Raw genomic sequence first — 18,416 nt, 5'->3', positions numbered from 1 at the left:
TTAAATTTTGTAGCGTTCAACGAGTTGTTTAGCAATGATAATGCGCTGCATTTCATTGGTACCTTCGCCAATACACATCAGCATGGCATCGCGATAAAAGCGCTCTATATCATATTCAACTGAATAGCTGTAACCGCCAAAGATACGCATAGCTTCATTGGCACAGAACACTCCGGCTTCTGAGCCCGCATACTTAGCCATACCCGCTTCCATATCACAGCGCTCACCAGCATCAAATTTAGCTGCGGCTTGCTCAATTAGTAAGCGTGCTGCTTCGACTTTGGTTGCCATTTCGCCCAGTTTTAATTGAATAGCTTGATGCTGACAAATCGGCTTGCCAAAGGTTTCTCGCTCTTGGGCATAACGTACAGCTAATTCCATCGCACCTAACGCAATACCAGCACCACGTGCTGCCACGTTAATGCGGCCTAGCTCTAAGCCACCAATCGCTTGTAAAAAGCCCTTACCTTCTTCGCCACCAATTAAGTTTGCCGCTGGTACTCTAAAATCTTCAAATATCACTTCACAGGTATCAATAGAGCGATAACCAAACTTTTTCAGTTTAGATACCGTTATCCCTGCTTTAAAGTTACCTTGCTCATCTTTAGTTTCGACTATAAATAAACTGGTACCTCGGTGTGCGGGTTTAGCATTTGGATCGGTTTTAACTAATACTGCTAACACGTTGCCGTGTAACGAGTTAGTGATCCAAGTCTTGCTGCCATTAATAATATAGTCGTCACCATCACGCACAGCAGTACTACGAATTGCTTGTAAATCAGTACCGGCATTGGGCTCGGTTAAGGCAATAGCACCACGCAACTCACCAGTGGCCATTTTAGGTAGAAAATACTCTTTTTGCGCATCAGTGCCACTGCGCTCAATCGCAGAAGCTTGAATTAAGTGTGAGTTAAAAACCCCACTTGGCGCCATCCAAGCCGAAGAGACTTTCATCACTATTTTGGCATAAATTGCTGCTGGTAAACCTAAACCACCGTAGTCTTGGCTGATAGTGGCACCAAACAGACCTAACTCTTTCATTTGCTCGACTAAATCTGTTGGATAGGTATCATTTTGGTCGTGTTCCTGTGCAATAGGTCGAACTTCATTTTCCACCCATTTATCAATCATATCTAAGATTGATAGCTCGTCTTCTTTGGTCCAAATATCAGCCATGGCTCACCTCGTTTGTCTGTAATTATTAGTAATTAACTTGGTCTTCAACTGAATGGCCACGCTTAGCGATAAGTATGGTACGTTTAAAGGTACACACTATTTTGCCATCTTGGTTAAAGCCAGTACTTTTGGTTACCACTATGCCGGCACCTGGACGCGACTTAGACTCACGCTTTTCTAATATTTCAGACTCGGCCGTTAAGGTATCGTCTTCAAATAATGGATAAGTCATTTTGATCTCATCCCAACCTAGGTTAGCAATGGCTTTTTGACTTACATCAGTCACACTCATACCCACCATTAACGCAACGGTTAACGGCGAACACACGATACATTTACCAAATTCACTGCCTTTTGCATATTCATCATCAAAATGCATTGGGTGAGTGTTCATGGTTAATAAGGTAAACCAAGTATTATCGGTTTTAGTGATAGTGCGGCCTGGACGGTGCTCATAAACATCGCCTACGACGAAGTCTTCGTAGTAACGACCAAACGTTTCGCGATAACGGTTTTCACTGATTTTTTTTACGTTTTGTACCATGGTTCTATTCTCTCTTTTGAAGTTATAAAAACAATAATGGATTAATAAATTAATGTGCCAAAGCGGCAACTTGTAATATACGTTGTGATGCTAAAACGATGGGTCTGTCAATCATGCGGCCATCGACTACCAGCACACCACCACCGGCGGCATCTGAAGCAGCTACCACTTTTTCGGCATAACTAACCTGTTCAGCAGTTGGAGTTAGCACCTGATGAATAGTGGCAATTTGCACTGGATGAATAGCCGCTTTTGCCGAGTAACCTAAGGCTTTAATCCGCTGGGTTTCTTCTACTAAACCTGCTTCATCTTTAATATCGATATAAGGCACATCAATCAGCTGCAAGTTAGCTTTTGCTGCGGCAAAAACCAGTTGACTACGGGCAAAAAGCAACGGCTCATAGCTAAAGTCACAGCGCAGTTCGGCTGACATGTCTGCACCACCAAACATCAATGCCGACAGTCTTGTTGAAGACTGAGCAATCTCAACCGCATTGGTTAAACCGTCTAGGCTTTCGATTAAAGCGATAAGCTGGATATTATTGTTAGCAAAAGCTGTTTCTGCAGCCTTAACATCAGCAGCAGAGCTGCATTTTGCCAACATGACATATGCCACATCACTTTGACTAAAAGCCGCTAAATCTTGTTGGCCTACGTCGGTATTTACCGGATTAATCCGGACACAAACTTGGTTATTACCTTTAGCGATATAATCAAGCACAGCCGTTCGTGCACTGTCTTTTTGATCGGGTAGTACCGCATCTTCTAAATCAATACAAATTAAATCTGCACCTGCACCTAGGGCTTTATCAAACCTGTCGCTACGTGAACCAGGTACAAATAATAAAGAACGAATTGCGTTCATTATTGACGTCCTTTTATTAATGGCTATGCTTTGTTTTTTTGAACGGGCTGAGCAGCAAAGTGCTCAGCAATTTGCTGGCGAGTGGCAAACCAAATATCTGATTTACTGCTGACATAGCGTAAAAACTCTTCCAAAGCCCAAATACGACCAGGTCGGCCGATAATGCGCAAATGTAAGCCTAAACTCATCATTCGAGTTTGTTCAGCACCTTCGGCATATAAGGTATCGAAGGTATCTTTGGCATACTTTAGCCAGGCATCAGGCGTGTAAGATGGCGCAACCCACATTTTCATATCATTTGAATCAAGCGCATAAGGCACAATGATCATTTGCTTATCGCTGCCTTCTACGTCATCCCAAAAAGGCGCATCGGCACTGTAATCATCCATGTGATACAGAAAACCTTCTTCTTGTAATAACCGGCGAGTATTCGGCGTTAATAAATAACGCGATAACCAACCTAAAGGTCTTTTACCAGTGGTGCTTTCAATACTGGTTACGGCTTTTTGAATAAATTCGCGCTCTTCTGCTTCGTCCATTCTAAATTGGTGGATCCAACGATAGCCGTGCGAGCAGGTTTCATCACCGCGTCTTTTAATGGCTTCGGCTAAATACGGAGCACGCTCTAAACTTAACGCAGCAGCGGTCCAGGTTGCAGGAATATTGTACTTATCAAGTAAACCAATAATTCGTGGGCCACCTTCATTAATACCGTACTGGTAATTTGATTCGTTGCCATAGTTACGGATAGGCTTTCTTAAATGTACCTGTAATTCGTCGACGGGCTCCATTCCTGGATCGCCGTCTTTTACGCTGTACTCAGAGCCTTCTTCGACATTTACAACGATAGAAAGCGCTAGTTTTGCTTGTTTTGGCCATGCATATTGTTGATTCATAAAGGTTCCAACTTATTTAATAATTGCCTAGTGATACTCTTCACCACCAGACACGTTCATTGCTTCGCCGCTGATATATATAGATTGCTCAGAACATAAAAAGGCACAAGCCTTAGCAATATCTTCCTGCAAACCTGGACGACCTAACGGAATACGATCTTTCATGTCTTGCATATATTTGTCATGACCTTTGCCAGTGACTTCTGAAAAATGCGCATTTTGCCAAGCGCCTAACCCAGTCGTAATATGGTTAGGACAAATTTGATTAACGTTAATGGCATGTTTACCCAACTCTATCGCCGCAACCCAGGTTAAGCCGGTCATGCCATGTTTAGAGGTGGTGTAGGCAGACGCTTCTGGAAAAGCTGATTTTGATGCTTGCGAGCCAATGTTGATGATTTTTCCACCATGGCCTTGCTTAACCATTTGCTTAGCTGCGTATTTAATCCCTAAAAAACTGCCGCGAAGATTAACGTTCAAAACGGTATCCCACTCGTCAATATCCATGTCTAAAATGGGCTTCATTAAATAACCAATACCGGCATTATTAATCCAAATATCAACTTTGCCATACTGGCTAACGGCGAATTCAACCGCGGCCTCAACATCTTCGGGTTTAAGCACGTTACAAGAAAACGCACTGGCCTCACCGCCTTGTTGTTTTATTTCACTCACTATTTGCTGCATTTCAGCGCTAGTGCCAATCTCAGATGCAGGCAAGTGTTTATCTTCTGATTGTCCAACATCAGTGATAACCACTTTGCAACCTTCAGCGGCTAAGCGTTTCGCCATCGCTTCACCAAGCCCAAGCAACCGGCCTGCGCCAGTGATAACAGCGACTTTTCCGGCTAAGTCTGGATACAATGCCATGTCGACTCCTTATAGCGCTTGAGTGAGAATAAACAGCGGATTATCAGCAAAGCTCTGAAATTGTGCTGCCACTTTTTGCATAACATCACTTTGCACATCTTGGCCAAACTGCTGCATATCATTAACTTTAATTAGCTCAACGTATTGATACGGGCTGGGAGAGTCACTCATTAATAGACCTTGTGCTTTTAGCACCTCAAATCTATCTACAGACGCTAATCCACCTGCTGTCGGAATGTCTGTGGTTTTGGCCCATTGCTCATAAGCGGCTTGGTCGGTATCAGATTTCAAATTGAATAGCACAACAAGGGTCGTCATCTTCAGCTCCGTTAAATTATTTGTCCGTACAAATTTAATCAACTTGTAGTCGTTTGTCTATCAAATCACGGCCTAATAAGACTAGGTTTGACATTTGGCAATTAAAGGAGAAGTTACAAACAAAAAAGCACAGTGATTACTGTGCTTTGTCTGACATTTTTATGAGCGCGAATACGGGCTTTTTACTTAATGGTGTTTAATCAGCAGTATCTGCGATACGGGTTAGCACCTCTTCAGCATGGCTACCCTTACTGATATAAAGCTTTAATCGCACTGCTAACGGTATAGTTGTAACCCGTTAATTGCTGCCACTTAGCGGCTAAGTCTAACAGCTCAAAGTCACTGCCTATTTTACCCACTAGCTGCATACCTGCTGGCAACTCTGCAGAAGTAAGCATTGGCATTGATAACGCGGGCAAGCCAGCAAAATTAGCAATGCTGGTAAAATCAGCCTGATTAGCCGGTATTGCATCTTGCATGTCAAATGCCCGCTGCAAAGTGGTAGGTAATAATAAATAATCACCTTTTTCTAACCAGCTACGAGCTTGTAATTTAGCTAACGTAACAACATCATGCGCTTTGGTTAAATCTATTGCAGATTTAGTATCAATAAAGCTCAGTAATGCTAAAAGATAATTGGAGAACAACTCGCGCTTATTATTCCACTCGGCGGCATATTCAATGCGCATATCCGCTTCGCAGATTAATAAACCGGCTCGGCGTGCTTTAGTGGTGTCAAAATCAGCCAACTGAAAATAACGAATTTCACAACCTAGATCCTGCCAAGCGGCTAAATTAGCGTTGAAGTCGTTAATGATAGAGGCATCAACATTAAACGCCTGCAAATCATCAGGCACCAACAACACAGGTTTTTTAGGCGCCGAAGGTGTGAAAACCATTCGCTCTGAACTGATACTGGCGGCGTCATACGCCACCATATACGGATAAATAAGTTGTAAATCTCGTACCGAACGGGCTAAAGGCCCTATTGAGTCTAATACTTTACCGCAAGGCACGCTGCCGCTATTACTGACTGCGCCACGACTGGGTTTTAAACCAAAGACGCCACAGTAAGATGCTGGAATTCTTACCGAGCCCATAGTGTCGGTGCCCAGCGCAATTGGCACAATGCATGCTGCAACTGCAGCACCAGAACCACCAGAAGAGCCACCAGGTGTATAGCCTAGTTGATGCGGGTTATAACAATGACCGAAATGGGCATTATGATTACTCGCACCTAAGGCACCTTCATGCATATTCAATTTGCCCACAATCGCACTACCCGCTTGCTTTAGTTGGTTAATAACAAAAGCATCGTTATCAGGCAAATGGTGACGGCGTATTTCCAGCCCTGCCGTTGTTGGCAGATCACTAACATCTATATTATCTTTAACACCCAGCGCTAAACCATGCAAAGCACCTGTTAGGTTTGAGCCTGCGCTATTTTTAGCGGTATTAATATTGATAAATGCATTTAAAGCAGGGTTTAGCTTAACCGCTGCTTGTTGATGCTGCGCAAACAGCTCAGCGGCAGAAATCTGCCCCTGGCTGATAAGCTTACTTAACGCGGTAAAGTCAAGGCTAAGTAAACTTAAATCAATGCTCTTAGTATCACTTACCGACATATTTTAAGATCCATATTTGAATATTTGAAAATTGAAAAGATGACCCAAACTAGATTACGCGCTCATCAAGTAAGCGAATCGGTTTTTGCCGCACATCAACTTGGGTTAATGCCGTCAATTCACCTTCACCGACAAGCTCTACACCAACTTCAATACCAATTTTTTGTTTTAGTAATGTTTTATATTCTGGTAATAAACTCGCACGTGCCTCTGGTGTTACGTCGACTTCAACATAAACAATTAGCTCATCACGACCGGTTTCGTCACGTATGGCTTTACAAATAAACTCGCCTAAAAACTCTTTGCGTTCTTCCAACATAGGGCCAACGCCTTGCGGATAAATGTTGATACCACGCAATTTAACCATATTGTCAGAGCGGCCCATAAAGCCACGTATACGTTTAAACGGGAAACCAATTTTATTTTCAGTTAATAACTCTTCAGTAATATCATGGGTATTAAAACGAATAATAGGATAGACATCGTCTTTATATAGACATGTAACCACCATATTCCCTACCGTACCTGGAGTAACGACTTCATTGTTTTCGGTATCAAGAATTTCTAAATATTGCGCATCTTCCCAGACATGCATACCATCGTGATCTGGGCCTTCAGCAGCAATAGTGCCGGTGTCACCTACGCCATACCAATCGAACAGTTCGGTACCGCCCCAAGCTTTTGATATTGCATCTCGACTTTCCATGCCTAAGTGACCAATAATCATATCAATTTTGATATCTTTACCCGGCACTATGCCTTCTTCTTTAGCGACATCGGATAAACGTTTTATGTAGTCAACAAAACCCACTAACACGTTTACGCCAAAGGTTTTCATCAAGTTAACTTGTTGTACTGAGCGGGTTTCGACCCTGGTACCGGCAGATAAAAATATAGAGTTGGTATAATGGGTAACCGCTTCACGAATATAGTGACCGCCATTAATCATGCCGTGACCATAACAAGACTGAATAGTCGACGCCGGTTTAAGCCCCATAAATCGATAGCTACGACCGACTAATAACGATTGAATTTCACGGCTTTTCGGGCCAAACAATAACGGTTGCGGAGTACCTGTGGTACCACTGGTGGTATGAAATACAATCGGTGGTCGGTTTTCAGGTGCAATATTATCTAAACCATGAAAGTCACCAAAAGGAGGAAAGCGTTCAACGCTCTCCATAATGTCACTTTTAGAAATTAACGGTAATTTAGTAATGTCATCTAATGACTTAATATCTTGCTGCTTAACGCCAGCATCCCCCCAAATCCGCTGATAAAATGGGATAGTCCACGCTTTCTCCATGACTTCTAAAAAGCGTTCATTTTGTAACTTTTTTAGCTCTGCTTTAGACATGCCTTTAAAGCGTTGCAGTAATTCATCACCTAACGGATAGTCCTCAAGCATCTTATTGATGTCAAAAGATTGCAGATAATTTGGGTAACTCATAAAATGCCTCTACTTTCGGTATAAATCATTAATTGGACTAGATTATTAATATTTGAGATTTGTTCTAATCCGTCTATGGCATTTATCAATTTGCTAATGGCATCATCAGAAAAAGGATAAATAGCACTACGACAAGCAGCCCAAAATTTCTTTACTTGCTGCTCTTTACTTAAAGGTCGATCTGGGTGGCCTAATACAGCCGGTAAATCTATGTGCAGAAAACGGCCATCAATTAAGGTCACTTCAACCCGAACAGGTGCCAGTGCATTAGGATCTTGGCAATCATTTAACTGCATACTCACTTTCGCGGCGAGCGCTAAGGTGTCTGGATCTGATAACGCTTGTACTGAAAAATCTTCAACACCAACATTACCCTTTTGTAAGGCGATAGCCGCTATGTAGCCTTGGCATAGCTTTGCGTAGCTGCTGTCCATATCCGCTTTTAGCGGTCGGCCAACTAAACGCATAATTAGCGGTGGTGCAAATACCTTAATATGTTGAATTTGTTCAATGCTAAAACGGTACTGCTGCTGTAAGGTTAGTAAGCCATCAATACAACCATGACCGGCACGACCGGTAGGAAAAGGTTTATGGCTAACACGTTCAATTTGAAACTGTTTGCCTAAGCGCTGATAAAACAAATCGATATCGTAGCTATCTTCAAATAACTTAAAGTAGCCAAAAGGCCCTTCTAAAATATCTTTAGGACCAGAAAATCCAGCCTGCGCTAAATCTACCGCATGCATAGCTGAGCGGGCGTTTATGCCTATTTGCATCGCCAACATGCCTGAACCTTCAACATGTGCTTGCATGGTGCCACTAAGCTGGCTGTAGCTAATGCCCATAGCATTGGCTAATACCTCACCTTTAATCTGCTGCATGGCGCAAATTCCAGCAGTAACCCCTAAAGCGCCACACATCGACGGGCGAAAAAACTTTAGCCCCGAGGTCACCGCACTGCCTATGCAAGTGGCGACATCTACCGCGATCACTATGCCTAAAATTAATTGCTCACCACTTAAGTTATGCTGTTGGGCATAACTTGTTAACGCCGATAATATGGTTGCCATTGGGTGAACTACGGCTTTTTCATGCACCGCATCCCACTCTTGGTTATGAATTTGAAAACCATTAATAAGCGCGGCATTACCGGCGGGTAACCACTCACCGGTTGCCCAAACCTGAGCTTGTTTAGCGTCGCCCCAGCTACTCGCAGCTTGCTTAACCTGGCTTACCGTTGGCACTCTACTGCCACTAATACCCACTCCGATAGAGTCAAAAATAAAGGTTTTTGCTGCCGCTATAGTTTGTGGTGGTAAATCGGCATAACGTACCGTTTCAATGTGCTGTAATAATGCTTTAATTGCTGTCATGCGCGCCTCGTTGCGTCATTGTTTGCATAGCGCCGTTAGCTGTTTTATCTGAAATAGGCAGCAGTAGCTGAGTTAACGCCGACAAGTCATTTTGGCTAAACCAGTCAAAAGATAATAATTGTTGCCGTTGTGCTAACGTTAAGCCATTTTGTTTAAATAAATAGTCAGCTTTAGCCATTATTTGCTGCTGACTAAGCGGTCGCTCAGGATCGCCCAAGGTATCTTGATGCTGATGGCTAATAGCAAGCGGTTCAGTTGTTAGCTGAATACAAACACTGGCACCATAATGCGTCGGATAATGCGCTTCGATATCTGCATTTAAAAATAATGTTATCTTGCGCCGCATAGCCACTACTTTTTCATTAGCTCTGGCTTCTGCTTGATAATGCCAAAGCTTTGGCTCGCCAAAAACCAATAAACAGGCTACGGCGTGCTGAATACTAAACTTAGCTTGCAACTCGGTTTGCGGTTCTGGGCGGTCACAAAAGGTTAACGCATCTTGGTAGCAGCCGATTTTAATATGCTGAACAATCGCGCTGAGGTCTTTATACTCTAAGCCTGTGCTTTCTGTATTTTCATTTAAGTTTATATCAGTATTTTGGCCAAACGCTTGGATCACCACATCCATTGCTGGGTGGGCATGTCGGCACGCAGGCCAAGGTTTAAACGTACAATCGTGCATTAACCAATGTGCGCGCGATGCCAGCACCTTTTCAGGAGTGGCATCATTTGACGTTGCTGCAAATAACCCTTGCGGCCCTTCTAAAATAGCCGCAGGCCCGGTTAATCCGGCTTTAGCCAGTAACGCAGCTTGCACACCACTTTTGCTGGCTTCTGCATTATGAAACTGTTTAGTCATAACGTCTTCATGGCGCATTTGCCACAAACCACCGGTGCGGCTTCCGGTATTCCCCAAAGCCCAAACTAATTGCTGCGGTGTTAATTTAAGCAAAAAACCCGCAGCCATCGCAGCGCCAAAAGCAGCACAGCTAGACGTATTGTGGTAATAACGATAATGGCTCCGGCCAATGGCTTGACCAATGCGAATGGTGACTTCGTAACCTAAAATAACCGCATCTAAAAACTGGTCGAGGCTCGCCTGACAGTGCTCTGCCATGGCTAACGCTGCAGGAATTACCACAGGTCCCGCATGTAATATTGAGCTTCTATGAACGTCATCCATTTCTAGCACGTTACCCAGAGCCGCATTATATTGCAGTGCTGATTGCCAATCTGTTTTACCCTGCCATAACGCTGTAGCTTGTAAGCTGGCTGTTGCCGTATTGTTGTTAACAGCCGTAAGCTGGCTAGCAAAAATTTTAGCCACATCTGCCGTTGAACCTCCGGCAACACAGGCTAGCCAGTCTATGACATGCAAAGCACTGCGCTGACGATCGGCTGCGGTTATAGGCTTGTGTAACAGCTGGGCAACTAACTGTTCAGTTAAGGTTCCAGTGGTAGGTTGTGAGTTTAAATTTGTCATCTGCGATTAATCAGTCTGGGTAAGTTCACGTTGTAACTGTTCCATCGACTTGTCATCCTGACTTATCTCTTCTTTATCTTGCTGCACAATACGTAAAATGCGGGCAAGGTATTCTTGAGTATCAAGACTTCTTGCGGCGGTATGCTTAGCGCTAGGAGAAAACTGCTCAATAGCATCTGCACTTATAATGCCTTTTTCGGCTAATACCGCTTCTAAACTGGCTAAGCGCTCGCGGGTAACAGCCAGTTCTGTTGCTACTGCCATGGCGATAGACAGCACTTGCTCAACCTGTTTATCGGCTAAAAAATAAGGCCGTTGCCCTTTTGCCTTAGTACCGGCTAAATCTAAAATATCTATATCGGCGCTACTTTTTTTGGTACTTGTATTCGCACTTGTCATTATTCTGTTCCTCAACGCTGTCTGCGGCTTTTACCCGTTACTTAAATAAACTAAGCGGCTTATTTTTTCCAGAGACCAAAAGCATTCCAAACCGGTGCCCGGCCGAAATCTTCGCCAGAATCACCTGCAGCAGATTTACCAAAAATTTTCTCGTCCACTTTAGCGACCACACCAACTTCAAACATGGCAGAACCATCAAAACCGGCTTTATCAAGTTGCTCTGCAAGATCAAGATCATGCATAGGCCCCCAGTAAGGTTCGTTGTTGTTATAAGTATCCCAATCACGCATAAACTGTTCAAACACACTTTTACCGTGATATTGCGGTTGCTCTAAGTGGATAGTTAACCCTTCAGGCTTAAGTAAACGCTGTACTGTTTTTAACGCTTTAGGCAGCATTTTGTGTGATGCTTCATGCCAAAACATGGCAGAAGTAATAAGATCAAAGCTTTCATCTGCGTACTGCGGTAAAGATTCAACATTCGCTTGCACAAAGCTAATGTTGTCAACACCCAGCGATTTAGCGCGGGCATGGGCATAACGTAAGCAAGGCGTAGCAACGTCAATAGCAATCACTTCTGCATCTGGAAATGCTTGGGCTAGGGGGACGGCATTGTGACCAACCGTACAACCCAAATCTAAAATACGCTTAGGTTTAAAATTCGGGTGCTCGGCTTTAAGCCAATTTGCAATAGCTTGGCCACCACCGTCACTTAATGCACCGAGTAAACCAGCTGTGGTAACAAATAAACCGACATCATAGCTAGCCGCTACGGTGACATCTTGATCATAATATTCTTGGTAATAACAACCTGGTTGGCAGTGAATATCAACTTGACTAATATTGGCGGGGACTTCAATTGTTGGGTCAAGTTGTAAGGTATCGCAGCCTTTATTTAACTGTTCTACTTTTTTAGACAATGCATCAGCTTGGCGTAATACCATTGCTCTACCTGTCTGATGACGCATTTCCATAGTGTTACGTCTAAGTGCGCTCCACAATTGGCAATAGCCATCTTCCATCATCACTTTGCGTACTTCATGTCGAGTTTCTGGTTCACGACCGTGCTCTTTAACAAAAGCAGGATGAACATGTTTCTCATACACTTGGCGTAACCCTGGTATCACCCGGCTACTTAAATGCAGGTTTAAATGAGTTAATACGTTTAAACGCGCGGCTTCATCATGATTAGCTTGTGGCATGACGCCATGCTGAGTGAGCGCTCGCCATGAAGGCAGTGTCTTTACATTACTCATGACTGGCCTCTCTCGGTAATTTTATAATCCACTAGCTCATAAAAAGTTTTCATATAACCTTCTACGCCCGCTTTTAAAAATAAGTAATCATCATCTGCAGTACACCACAAATTGTAAGGCGGGTGCTCTTCAGGTAAATTACCGGCGGTATCTACCACCTGGAAATGACGGGCGTTAAAAGTACCTGCTTTCACCGTAATTGTTTCTTCACCGACATACCGAATACCAAAACCGGTTTTAAACAGTAATGGGCCAGTCGCACCACGGTGATCGGGAGAAGTTAAGAATAGATCGGGAAAGAAGGTTTTACCCGGACCTTGGCTTAAATCATACATACGCATTAATAACGCATCACCCACGATAGGGTGTGCTTGCAACCATTTTACTGGCGTCGAAATATCTACTTTTTGGGTAATACGGCCATCGCGCTGATTATGGCTTTCACATTCGACATAATTTGGCGTGAAACGCATCCAACCAGAGCCTTCATATTTATCGCCAACACTAATGCGCACACTGCAATCTATTGGGCTAGCATCTGAGTTCATGGCTAGAATAACGTCACGCACCACATTAGGTGCATCATCAATTTCACAATGAGCATGTAATACTTTTACGTCATCAGACTGGGTAGTAATACTAAAAAACTCTCGGCCACGTTCTTGATCCATACGTTCAGGTTTTTTACTGGTATAAAGTATGGTGCCTTGGATAGTTCTATGTTTCATTCGATACTCCTAATCAGCTAATTAGCCTTATTAGGTTCATAGTGAAGTGAGGTCAGAAAAGATGCGTTGATCTTTATCAATAACTGTAAATTTACGGATAGGAATAAAAAAAACCCGCGTTATTACGCGGGCTTACATATTACACTATGAATAAATTTGGTTGAAAAACGGGAAGTGAATTTAGCGTTTAATGACTTGTTGGTGATGCAAATGGTGCACCTGGTACATCCTTTTTATAGGTAGTCCAGCTAGTATCATTTGGTCTATTATCATTGGTTGGTGGTGGCACACTATACTTAGGTGCTTCTGCAGCAATAAACGATTTCATGGTGTCACTCACCTCGTCATACTTGCCAAGTTTACGACCCGCTGCATGAATATAAATACCGCCTTCGCGACCACTCATCATCATAAACGGTAGCCAATCTGATATTCTAACCCAACCGACTTGTACATCAGCCGTATCTGTTTTTTCATCGACTAGACTGTCAATATCACCTAAAAAGTTAAATAACTCTGTCGCATGATATATGCCACCGACTTGCTTCTGATAATCACCAGCAAGCGGGTTATGATAAAATAAAGGTACTGGCAAAGTTAACCACCAGCGATCAGCTTGTTGGCTAGCCATGAATTTAGCCGCATAAGGTAATACTTTACCGTTTTTATCACGGTTAAATCTAACCGGCTGGTTAACAGGATCGTTTAATACTTGGAATACGTCGACTTCTTCATTTGTCCAAGGGTTAAGCCAAGTTTTAAGCGGCTTGCCAGTTTTTTTATCTTTATAAAGTAAAATTTCTCGAGTGACTAACTTAAAGCTTTTACCTTGCTTGCCACCATCAACTGTTTTACACGCACGAACACTGTAACCTTCAATATCAAACAGATGCTGATCAGCCTCACCCATGCGACGAGAAAACAATTTACCTTCCCAGCTATAAAATACCGGTTTGTCATCTACAGTTGAACACTGAATTTTTCGCGAGGCGGTAGTCGCACCGTCTGGCGTGTTAAGATCAATAGGCGCTGCATGTAACTGAATACTCAGTAATGACGTTAAGCCAGCGGCTAAGGACAATAAGCGCAATGGTCGTCGTTTGGTGTGCATAGGTTTAATGTGCATGGTGTTTCTCCCTTAATAGAATAATCAGAGTGTGTTAAACAGAAGCAATAAGCCTTGATAAAAGTCAAAATCGCATAAAACACAGTTAAACAACTGATTAATAAAGAATACTAATCACAACATTTGACGCCTTTATTTAGCCCCAAGCACTTTCCAAATACCAGTGCCCTGCATGGTGGAACGCGATTCGGTATAAAGTTCGCCTTCGGCAAAGATAACTGACCGAGTACTACGCTGAATGCGACCGCGACCATAAACTATATCGCCAAGTTTTACTGCCGCTAAAAAGTTGGTATTTAACTGAATAGTGGCAAATTGTTTATCATGCGTAAGCTCATCTCCTATCGCGCGATAAATCACAAAATCCATCATGGCTAACGACACCCCACCGTGAACCACCCCTTGTGGATTTAAATGCTGCTGGGTAATCTCTAGTGCCCGGTTACTATTCCCTGCTCGGTTTTTTCATAATACGGCCCCGCTATTGTGCTAAAACCTTGCATGTCTTCACATAGCGTATAGCCAAGGCTTGCTAACTTGTTCATTAATCAAACTCCACTTTGGTTTTAGTCATAAAAGCTTGCGACGCTTTTTTAAAATCATTTGAGTCAAATGCCTGCTGAGATAACTGGCGTATTTCTGCTTGTTGCAACGTTGGATCTGCCATTAAATACGCTAAGGTTTGCTTCATGCCTTGGATTGCGCTACCACTGGCAGCAACTATGTCATTAATAAAGCTTTGTACTGCTGAATCTAACTCGTTTGCTGCAACCACTTGATGAATAAGTTTATTATTTATGGCTTGCTCTGCAGTTTGCGCTTTCCCCAAATACAACATGGCTTTAGCTGTGGGTAAACCAACGGTTTGTACTAAGCGCTGTGTATCTTCAATACTGTACAATAAGCCTAGTTTGGCTGGCGTGATGGCAAAAGTGGCATGGCTAGCAGCAATTCTAAAATCACAACACAGTGCTATACCTAGGCCACCACCAAAACAGGCGCCATTTATGGCCGCTATCGTGACACAAGGTAAGCGCTGCAATTTTAATTGTGCTTGCTGCACAATATCGTTGTTTTGTTGTAATAACTCAGGTGACGCCAGCATTTCTGTTAGCTCGGCAATATCAGCCCCTGCACTAAACGCTTTATCGCCCTCGGCCTGAACTACCACCACACGTGGCTTAATATCATTGGCTAATTGATCACAAAAATCAGCTAATTGCTGCCACATCGCTTTATTTAGCGCATTGCGTTTATCGGCTCTATTGATGGTTATTTTGGCAATTTTTCCAGTCACACTCAGCGATATTGTTGACATTTATCAAAACTCTCATAGTTAAAATTCGTTGGTAGCCCAATTAAGTGCTTTAACAGATACTATTGCTCTGTATCGATTCTTTTATTGTGATACCACGTCACCAACCTTACTGACAAGATTTCAATGTGGCTTGATTTGCTAGAAAGCAAAAGCACCGCAAATAGATAGGCTTAATAGGTTCATTAACCGTAACGTTCTAAAAGTCAACATTCATGCTTTCACCAAGCCTGCCAAGCAACACTCATTTTTAGGGCTGAGTTTTCTTATCTTGCGGCCACGTAATAGAAATGATTGTTGCTTCGTCTGATATTTGTCAATTGGCCAGCACTGACATTGTCGTAGTATTTTATAACCTATGTCTGCAATTACAGGTGTAAAATGCAAACCTCAAATAAAACCGCTAAAGAAATTTATTTAGATGTAAAAAATAATCCTGCTAGAAAACGTTTTGGTTTTGGTAAAAAAGCCGTTTTAATCAATGTCGATCCACAAAAAGCTTATACTGCTGTAGGTAAGTTCGCTACAGCTTATGAGACCGACCCTAATCAAATTGATTATATGAACCAATTAGCCACTGAATGTCGTCGCTTAGGCTGGCCGGTAGTTTGGACTTATGTTGCTTACATGGATTCAGGCGAAGATGCAGGCATATGGGCCACGCGCACAGACACACCAGACTCGCTACAAAATATTAAGTTTAATTCAGAGCGCGCAGAGTTTGATGATCGAGTGCAAATTGACGCAAAACGTGATGTTATTTACTGCAAAAAAATGCCCTCTGCTTTTTTTGAAACCCAACTACAATCATTACTAACCTGGCACCAAGCCGATACAGTGATCATTACCGGTGGCTCAACTTCAGGCTGCATTCGCGCTACTGCTGTGGACTCATTATCGCGTGGTTACCGCACAATAGTGCCTGAAGAATGTGTCGCTGATAAACATGAAAGCTATCATTACGCTAACCTTACCGATATGGCATTAAAGTATGCTGACGTATTAAACGTGTCTGAAGTACTAGATTGGCTTAAACAACAAAAATAGGACAGGAGAACACGATGAAAGCAGATCCAAGCTTTTATGATTACTGGCCTTATCAAGATAGGCCTAAAATCCGTTGGCCCAATGGCAAAAAATTGGCTTTCTGGGTTGCACCTAATATTGAATTTTACGAGCTAAACCCGCCAGAAAACCCGCATAGGAAAGCCTGGCCTCAGCCTTATCCTGCGATACAAGGTTATGGTATTCGCGATTATGGTAACCGTGTCGGCCACCAGCGCCAAATGGCATTACTCGATAAATATGGTATCCGTGGTTCGATAAGTTTATCCACCGCTTTATGTGAGCACCATCCAGAAATTATTCAAATGTGTAAAGATCGTAACTGGGAGTTTTTCAGTCATGGTATTTATAACACCCGTTATACCTATGGTTTATCTGAGCAACAAGAGCGCGATATGATCCGCGATTCTATGGAAACCATTTATCGCCACACAGGCCAGCATTGCGCCGGTTATCTTGCACCCGCGCTGTCGCATTCTGAATTAACCTTAGATTTATTTGCCGAAGTTGGCACCGAACTGTTTGGTAATGACGCTGGGTTTTATACCTGCGATTTATTTCATGATGACCAACCAACGCCTATTAAGTTACGCAGTGATAAGCGTTTTGTGTCTATCCCTTACTCACTAGAAATGAACGACACCATCGCTTATGTGGTCAACAAAGTAGAGCCGCGTCGCTACGGTCAAATGTTAAAAGACAATTTTGATCGTCTTTACCAAGAGGGTGAAGAGTCCGGCACCATTATGTGTATTCCTACCCATAATTACCAAGTTGCCTGCCCGCACAGAATGAAAGCATTTGAAGAAGCGCTGGATTATATCACTAGTCATCCTGATGTCTGGGTGACAACAGGACGTGAGATTGCCGACTATTATCGTGAACATTATTACGATGCTGCCTTAGCCGATATCAGCGCTAAGTTAGGAGCCAATAAATGACAGATAAAGTGACCGACCCCAATAGCCCTCTACACTATCCAGTGCGCCGGTATGGCATGGACCACGATTTATATGACTGGTCAATGCTAACTGATAGACCAAAAGTGCAATGGCCTAACAATAAACCCTTAGCGGTTTGGGTGAATATTAATTTAGAATTTTTCCCGCTAAATCAGAAAGGTGTACCATTTAAAGTCCCTGGTGGTATGACGATGCCCTACCCTGATTTACGCCATTATAGTCTGCGTGATTATGGTAATCGGGTTGGCTTATTTAGAATATTAAAAGCATTAGATAAGTTTAATATAACGCCAACCTTTGCGGTAAATACTGAACTTGCCATTAGAACACCATACTTAGTGCAGCTACTAAAATCGCGTGGTAACGAAGTGTTATGCCATGGTTGGAACATGGATAGCCTGCATCACGGTAAGATGGACCGTGCCGACGAGTCTGAACTGATTTCTCGGTCGGTTAATCAGTTAAGAGAGTTAACCGGCCAAGCCGTAACTGGTTGGTTAAGCCCTGCTAGAAACCAAAGCCAAAACACCTTAGCCCTACTGGCCGAAAATGGCATTAGTTATTGTGCTGACTGGGTAAATGACGATATGCCCTATCGTTTTAAGCAAGATGGTTTATGGGCCATGCCGCTTTCAACTGAGCTAGAAGACTTCTATATACTGGGTAATAACCTACACAGTGAAACAGCTTACGTTGATCAAATAAACGATGCTTGCGATTTTTTACTCCAAGAAGCCGCAACACAAGGTGGCCGAATGCTAACCTTAAATATTCATCCTTGGTTGCTGGGCCAACCTCATCGCATTCAGTACTTTGAACAGATATTATCGCGTTTAAGCCAGCAACCTATTTGGAGTGCTTCAGCTAGCGATATCTTGCAAGCTTTTACTGCTCAGCAAGCTGCCGGCACGGTTGAGTCGTAGCCGGCATTTCTAGTGGCTTAATTTTAAGATTGATACCATCGG

The 18,416-nt window shown here is 43.0% G+C and carries 19 protein-coding genes; 3 read left to right on the top strand and 16 right to left on the bottom strand.

What is annotated here, in order from left to right; all coding sequences use genetic code 11:
* From L0B17_RS10220 to L0B17_RS10145, 16 genes are all read right to left on the bottom strand, one after another.
* Entirely contained in the window at positions 1-1,176 is a 1,176-nt protein-coding gene (locus L0B17_RS10220) for an acyl-CoA dehydrogenase family protein (RefSeq protein WP_235084569.1), read from the bottom strand.
* A gap of 25 nt (positions 1,177-1,201) precedes the next feature.
* Positions 1,202-1,720 carry a MaoC family dehydratase gene (locus L0B17_RS10215; RefSeq protein ID WP_235084568.1) on the bottom strand — a complete coding sequence of 173 codons (519 nt, stop codon included), beginning with the start codon at positions 1,718-1,720 and terminating at the stop codon, positions 1,202-1,204.
* A gap of 49 nt (positions 1,721-1,769) precedes the next feature.
* Positions 1,770-2,585, bottom strand: a complete 816-nt coding sequence (locus L0B17_RS10210) for an HpcH/HpaI aldolase/citrate lyase family protein (protein ID WP_235084566.1) — start codon at positions 2,583-2,585, stop codon at positions 1,770-1,772.
* A gap of 23 nt (positions 2,586-2,608) precedes the next feature.
* Entirely contained in the window at positions 2,609-3,481 is an 873-nt protein-coding gene (locus L0B17_RS10205) for a polysaccharide deacetylase family protein (RefSeq protein ID WP_235084564.1), read from the bottom strand.
* A gap of 27 nt (positions 3,482-3,508) precedes the next feature.
* Positions 3,509-4,351, bottom strand: coding sequence for an SDR family NAD(P)-dependent oxidoreductase (locus tag L0B17_RS10200; RefSeq protein ID WP_235084562.1), 843 nt, complete (start codon positions 4,349-4,351; stop codon positions 3,509-3,511).
* A gap of 9 nt (positions 4,352-4,360) precedes the next feature.
* Positions 4,361-4,669, bottom strand: coding sequence for an REDY-like protein HapK (locus L0B17_RS10195; protein WP_235084561.1), 309 nt, complete (start codon positions 4,667-4,669; stop codon positions 4,361-4,363).
* A gap of 248 nt (positions 4,670-4,917) precedes the next feature.
* On the bottom strand, positions 4,918-6,294 hold the full coding sequence (locus L0B17_RS10190; protein ID WP_235084559.1) for an amidase: 1,377 nt from the start codon (positions 6,292-6,294) through the stop codon (positions 4,918-4,920).
* A 49-nt stretch (positions 6,295-6,343) separates the two neighbouring features.
* Positions 6,344-7,744 (bottom strand): phenylacetate--CoA ligase family protein, encoded by a 1,401-nt coding sequence (locus tag L0B17_RS10185; protein WP_235084557.1) that lies wholly within the window; start codon positions 7,742-7,744, stop codon positions 6,344-6,346.
* The gene (locus L0B17_RS10180) at positions 7,741-9,117 is read right to left on the bottom strand and encodes an MmgE/PrpD family protein (protein WP_235084556.1); all 1,377 of its coding nucleotides are present in this window, start codon (positions 9,115-9,117) and stop codon (positions 7,741-7,743) included. The genes L0B17_RS10185 and L0B17_RS10180 overlap by 4 nt, the downstream gene beginning before the upstream one ends.
* Entirely contained in the window at positions 9,104-10,600 is a 1,497-nt protein-coding gene (locus L0B17_RS10175) for an MmgE/PrpD family protein (RefSeq protein WP_235084554.1), read from the bottom strand. The genes L0B17_RS10180 and L0B17_RS10175 overlap by 14 nt, the downstream gene beginning before the upstream one ends.
* A 6-nt stretch (positions 10,601-10,606) precedes the next feature.
* Positions 10,607-10,999: a hypothetical protein gene (locus L0B17_RS10170; RefSeq protein WP_235084551.1), complete on the bottom strand. Its 393-nt coding sequence runs from the start codon at positions 10,997-10,999 to the stop codon at positions 10,607-10,609.
* Between the two features lie 59 nt (positions 11,000-11,058).
* Entirely contained in the window at positions 11,059-12,255 is a 1,197-nt protein-coding gene (locus L0B17_RS10165) for a class I SAM-dependent methyltransferase (RefSeq protein ID WP_235084550.1), read from the bottom strand.
* Positions 12,252-12,983 carry a hypothetical protein gene (locus L0B17_RS10160; RefSeq protein WP_235084548.1) on the bottom strand — a complete coding sequence of 244 codons (732 nt, stop codon included), beginning with the start codon at positions 12,981-12,983 and terminating at the stop codon, positions 12,252-12,254. Before L0B17_RS10160 ends, L0B17_RS10165 begins: the two co-directional genes overlap by 4 nt.
* A gap of 187 nt (positions 12,984-13,170) precedes the next feature.
* Complete coding sequence (locus L0B17_RS10155; RefSeq protein ID WP_235084546.1) at positions 13,171-14,109, bottom strand: DUF1838 family protein; 939 nt, start codon at positions 14,107-14,109, stop codon at positions 13,171-13,173.
* A gap of 132 nt (positions 14,110-14,241) precedes the next feature.
* A complete protein-coding gene (locus tag L0B17_RS10150; RefSeq protein ID WP_235084543.1) occupies positions 14,242-14,493 on the bottom strand; it encodes a PaaI family thioesterase in 252 nt (83 codons plus the stop codon).
* 160 nt (positions 14,494-14,653) lie between these two features.
* Entirely contained in the window at positions 14,654-15,427 is a 774-nt protein-coding gene (locus L0B17_RS10145; protein WP_235084542.1) for an enoyl-CoA hydratase/isomerase family protein, read from the bottom strand.
* 378 nt (positions 15,428-15,805) lie between these two features.
* Between L0B17_RS10145 and L0B17_RS10140 the strand changes: the two genes are divergently transcribed.
* Genes L0B17_RS10140 through L0B17_RS10130 form a run of 3 tightly spaced genes read left to right on the top strand, consistent with a single transcriptional unit; the run spans position 15,806 to position 18,374 of the window.
* Positions 15,806-16,471: an isochorismatase family protein gene (locus tag L0B17_RS10140; RefSeq protein WP_235084540.1), complete on the top strand. Its 666-nt coding sequence runs from the start codon at positions 15,806-15,808 to the stop codon at positions 16,469-16,471.
* Between the two features lie 14 nt (positions 16,472-16,485).
* A complete protein-coding gene (locus L0B17_RS10135; RefSeq protein WP_235084539.1) occupies positions 16,486-17,430 on the top strand; it encodes a polysaccharide deacetylase family protein in 945 nt (314 codons plus the stop codon).
* On the top strand, positions 17,427-18,374 hold the full coding sequence (locus tag L0B17_RS10130) for a polysaccharide deacetylase family protein (RefSeq protein ID WP_235084538.1): 948 nt from the start codon (positions 17,427-17,429) through the stop codon (positions 18,372-18,374). The genes L0B17_RS10135 and L0B17_RS10130 overlap by 4 nt, the downstream gene beginning before the upstream one ends.
* Positions 18,375-18,416: the final 42 nt, after the last annotated feature.

This window comes from Shewanella sp. OMA3-2 (assembly GCF_021513195.1).
GTDB lineage: Bacteria > Pseudomonadota > Gammaproteobacteria > Enterobacterales > Shewanellaceae > Shewanella.
Note: the sequence above shows the minus strand (reverse complement) of the source record. Positions and strands in the feature narration are given on the sequence as shown.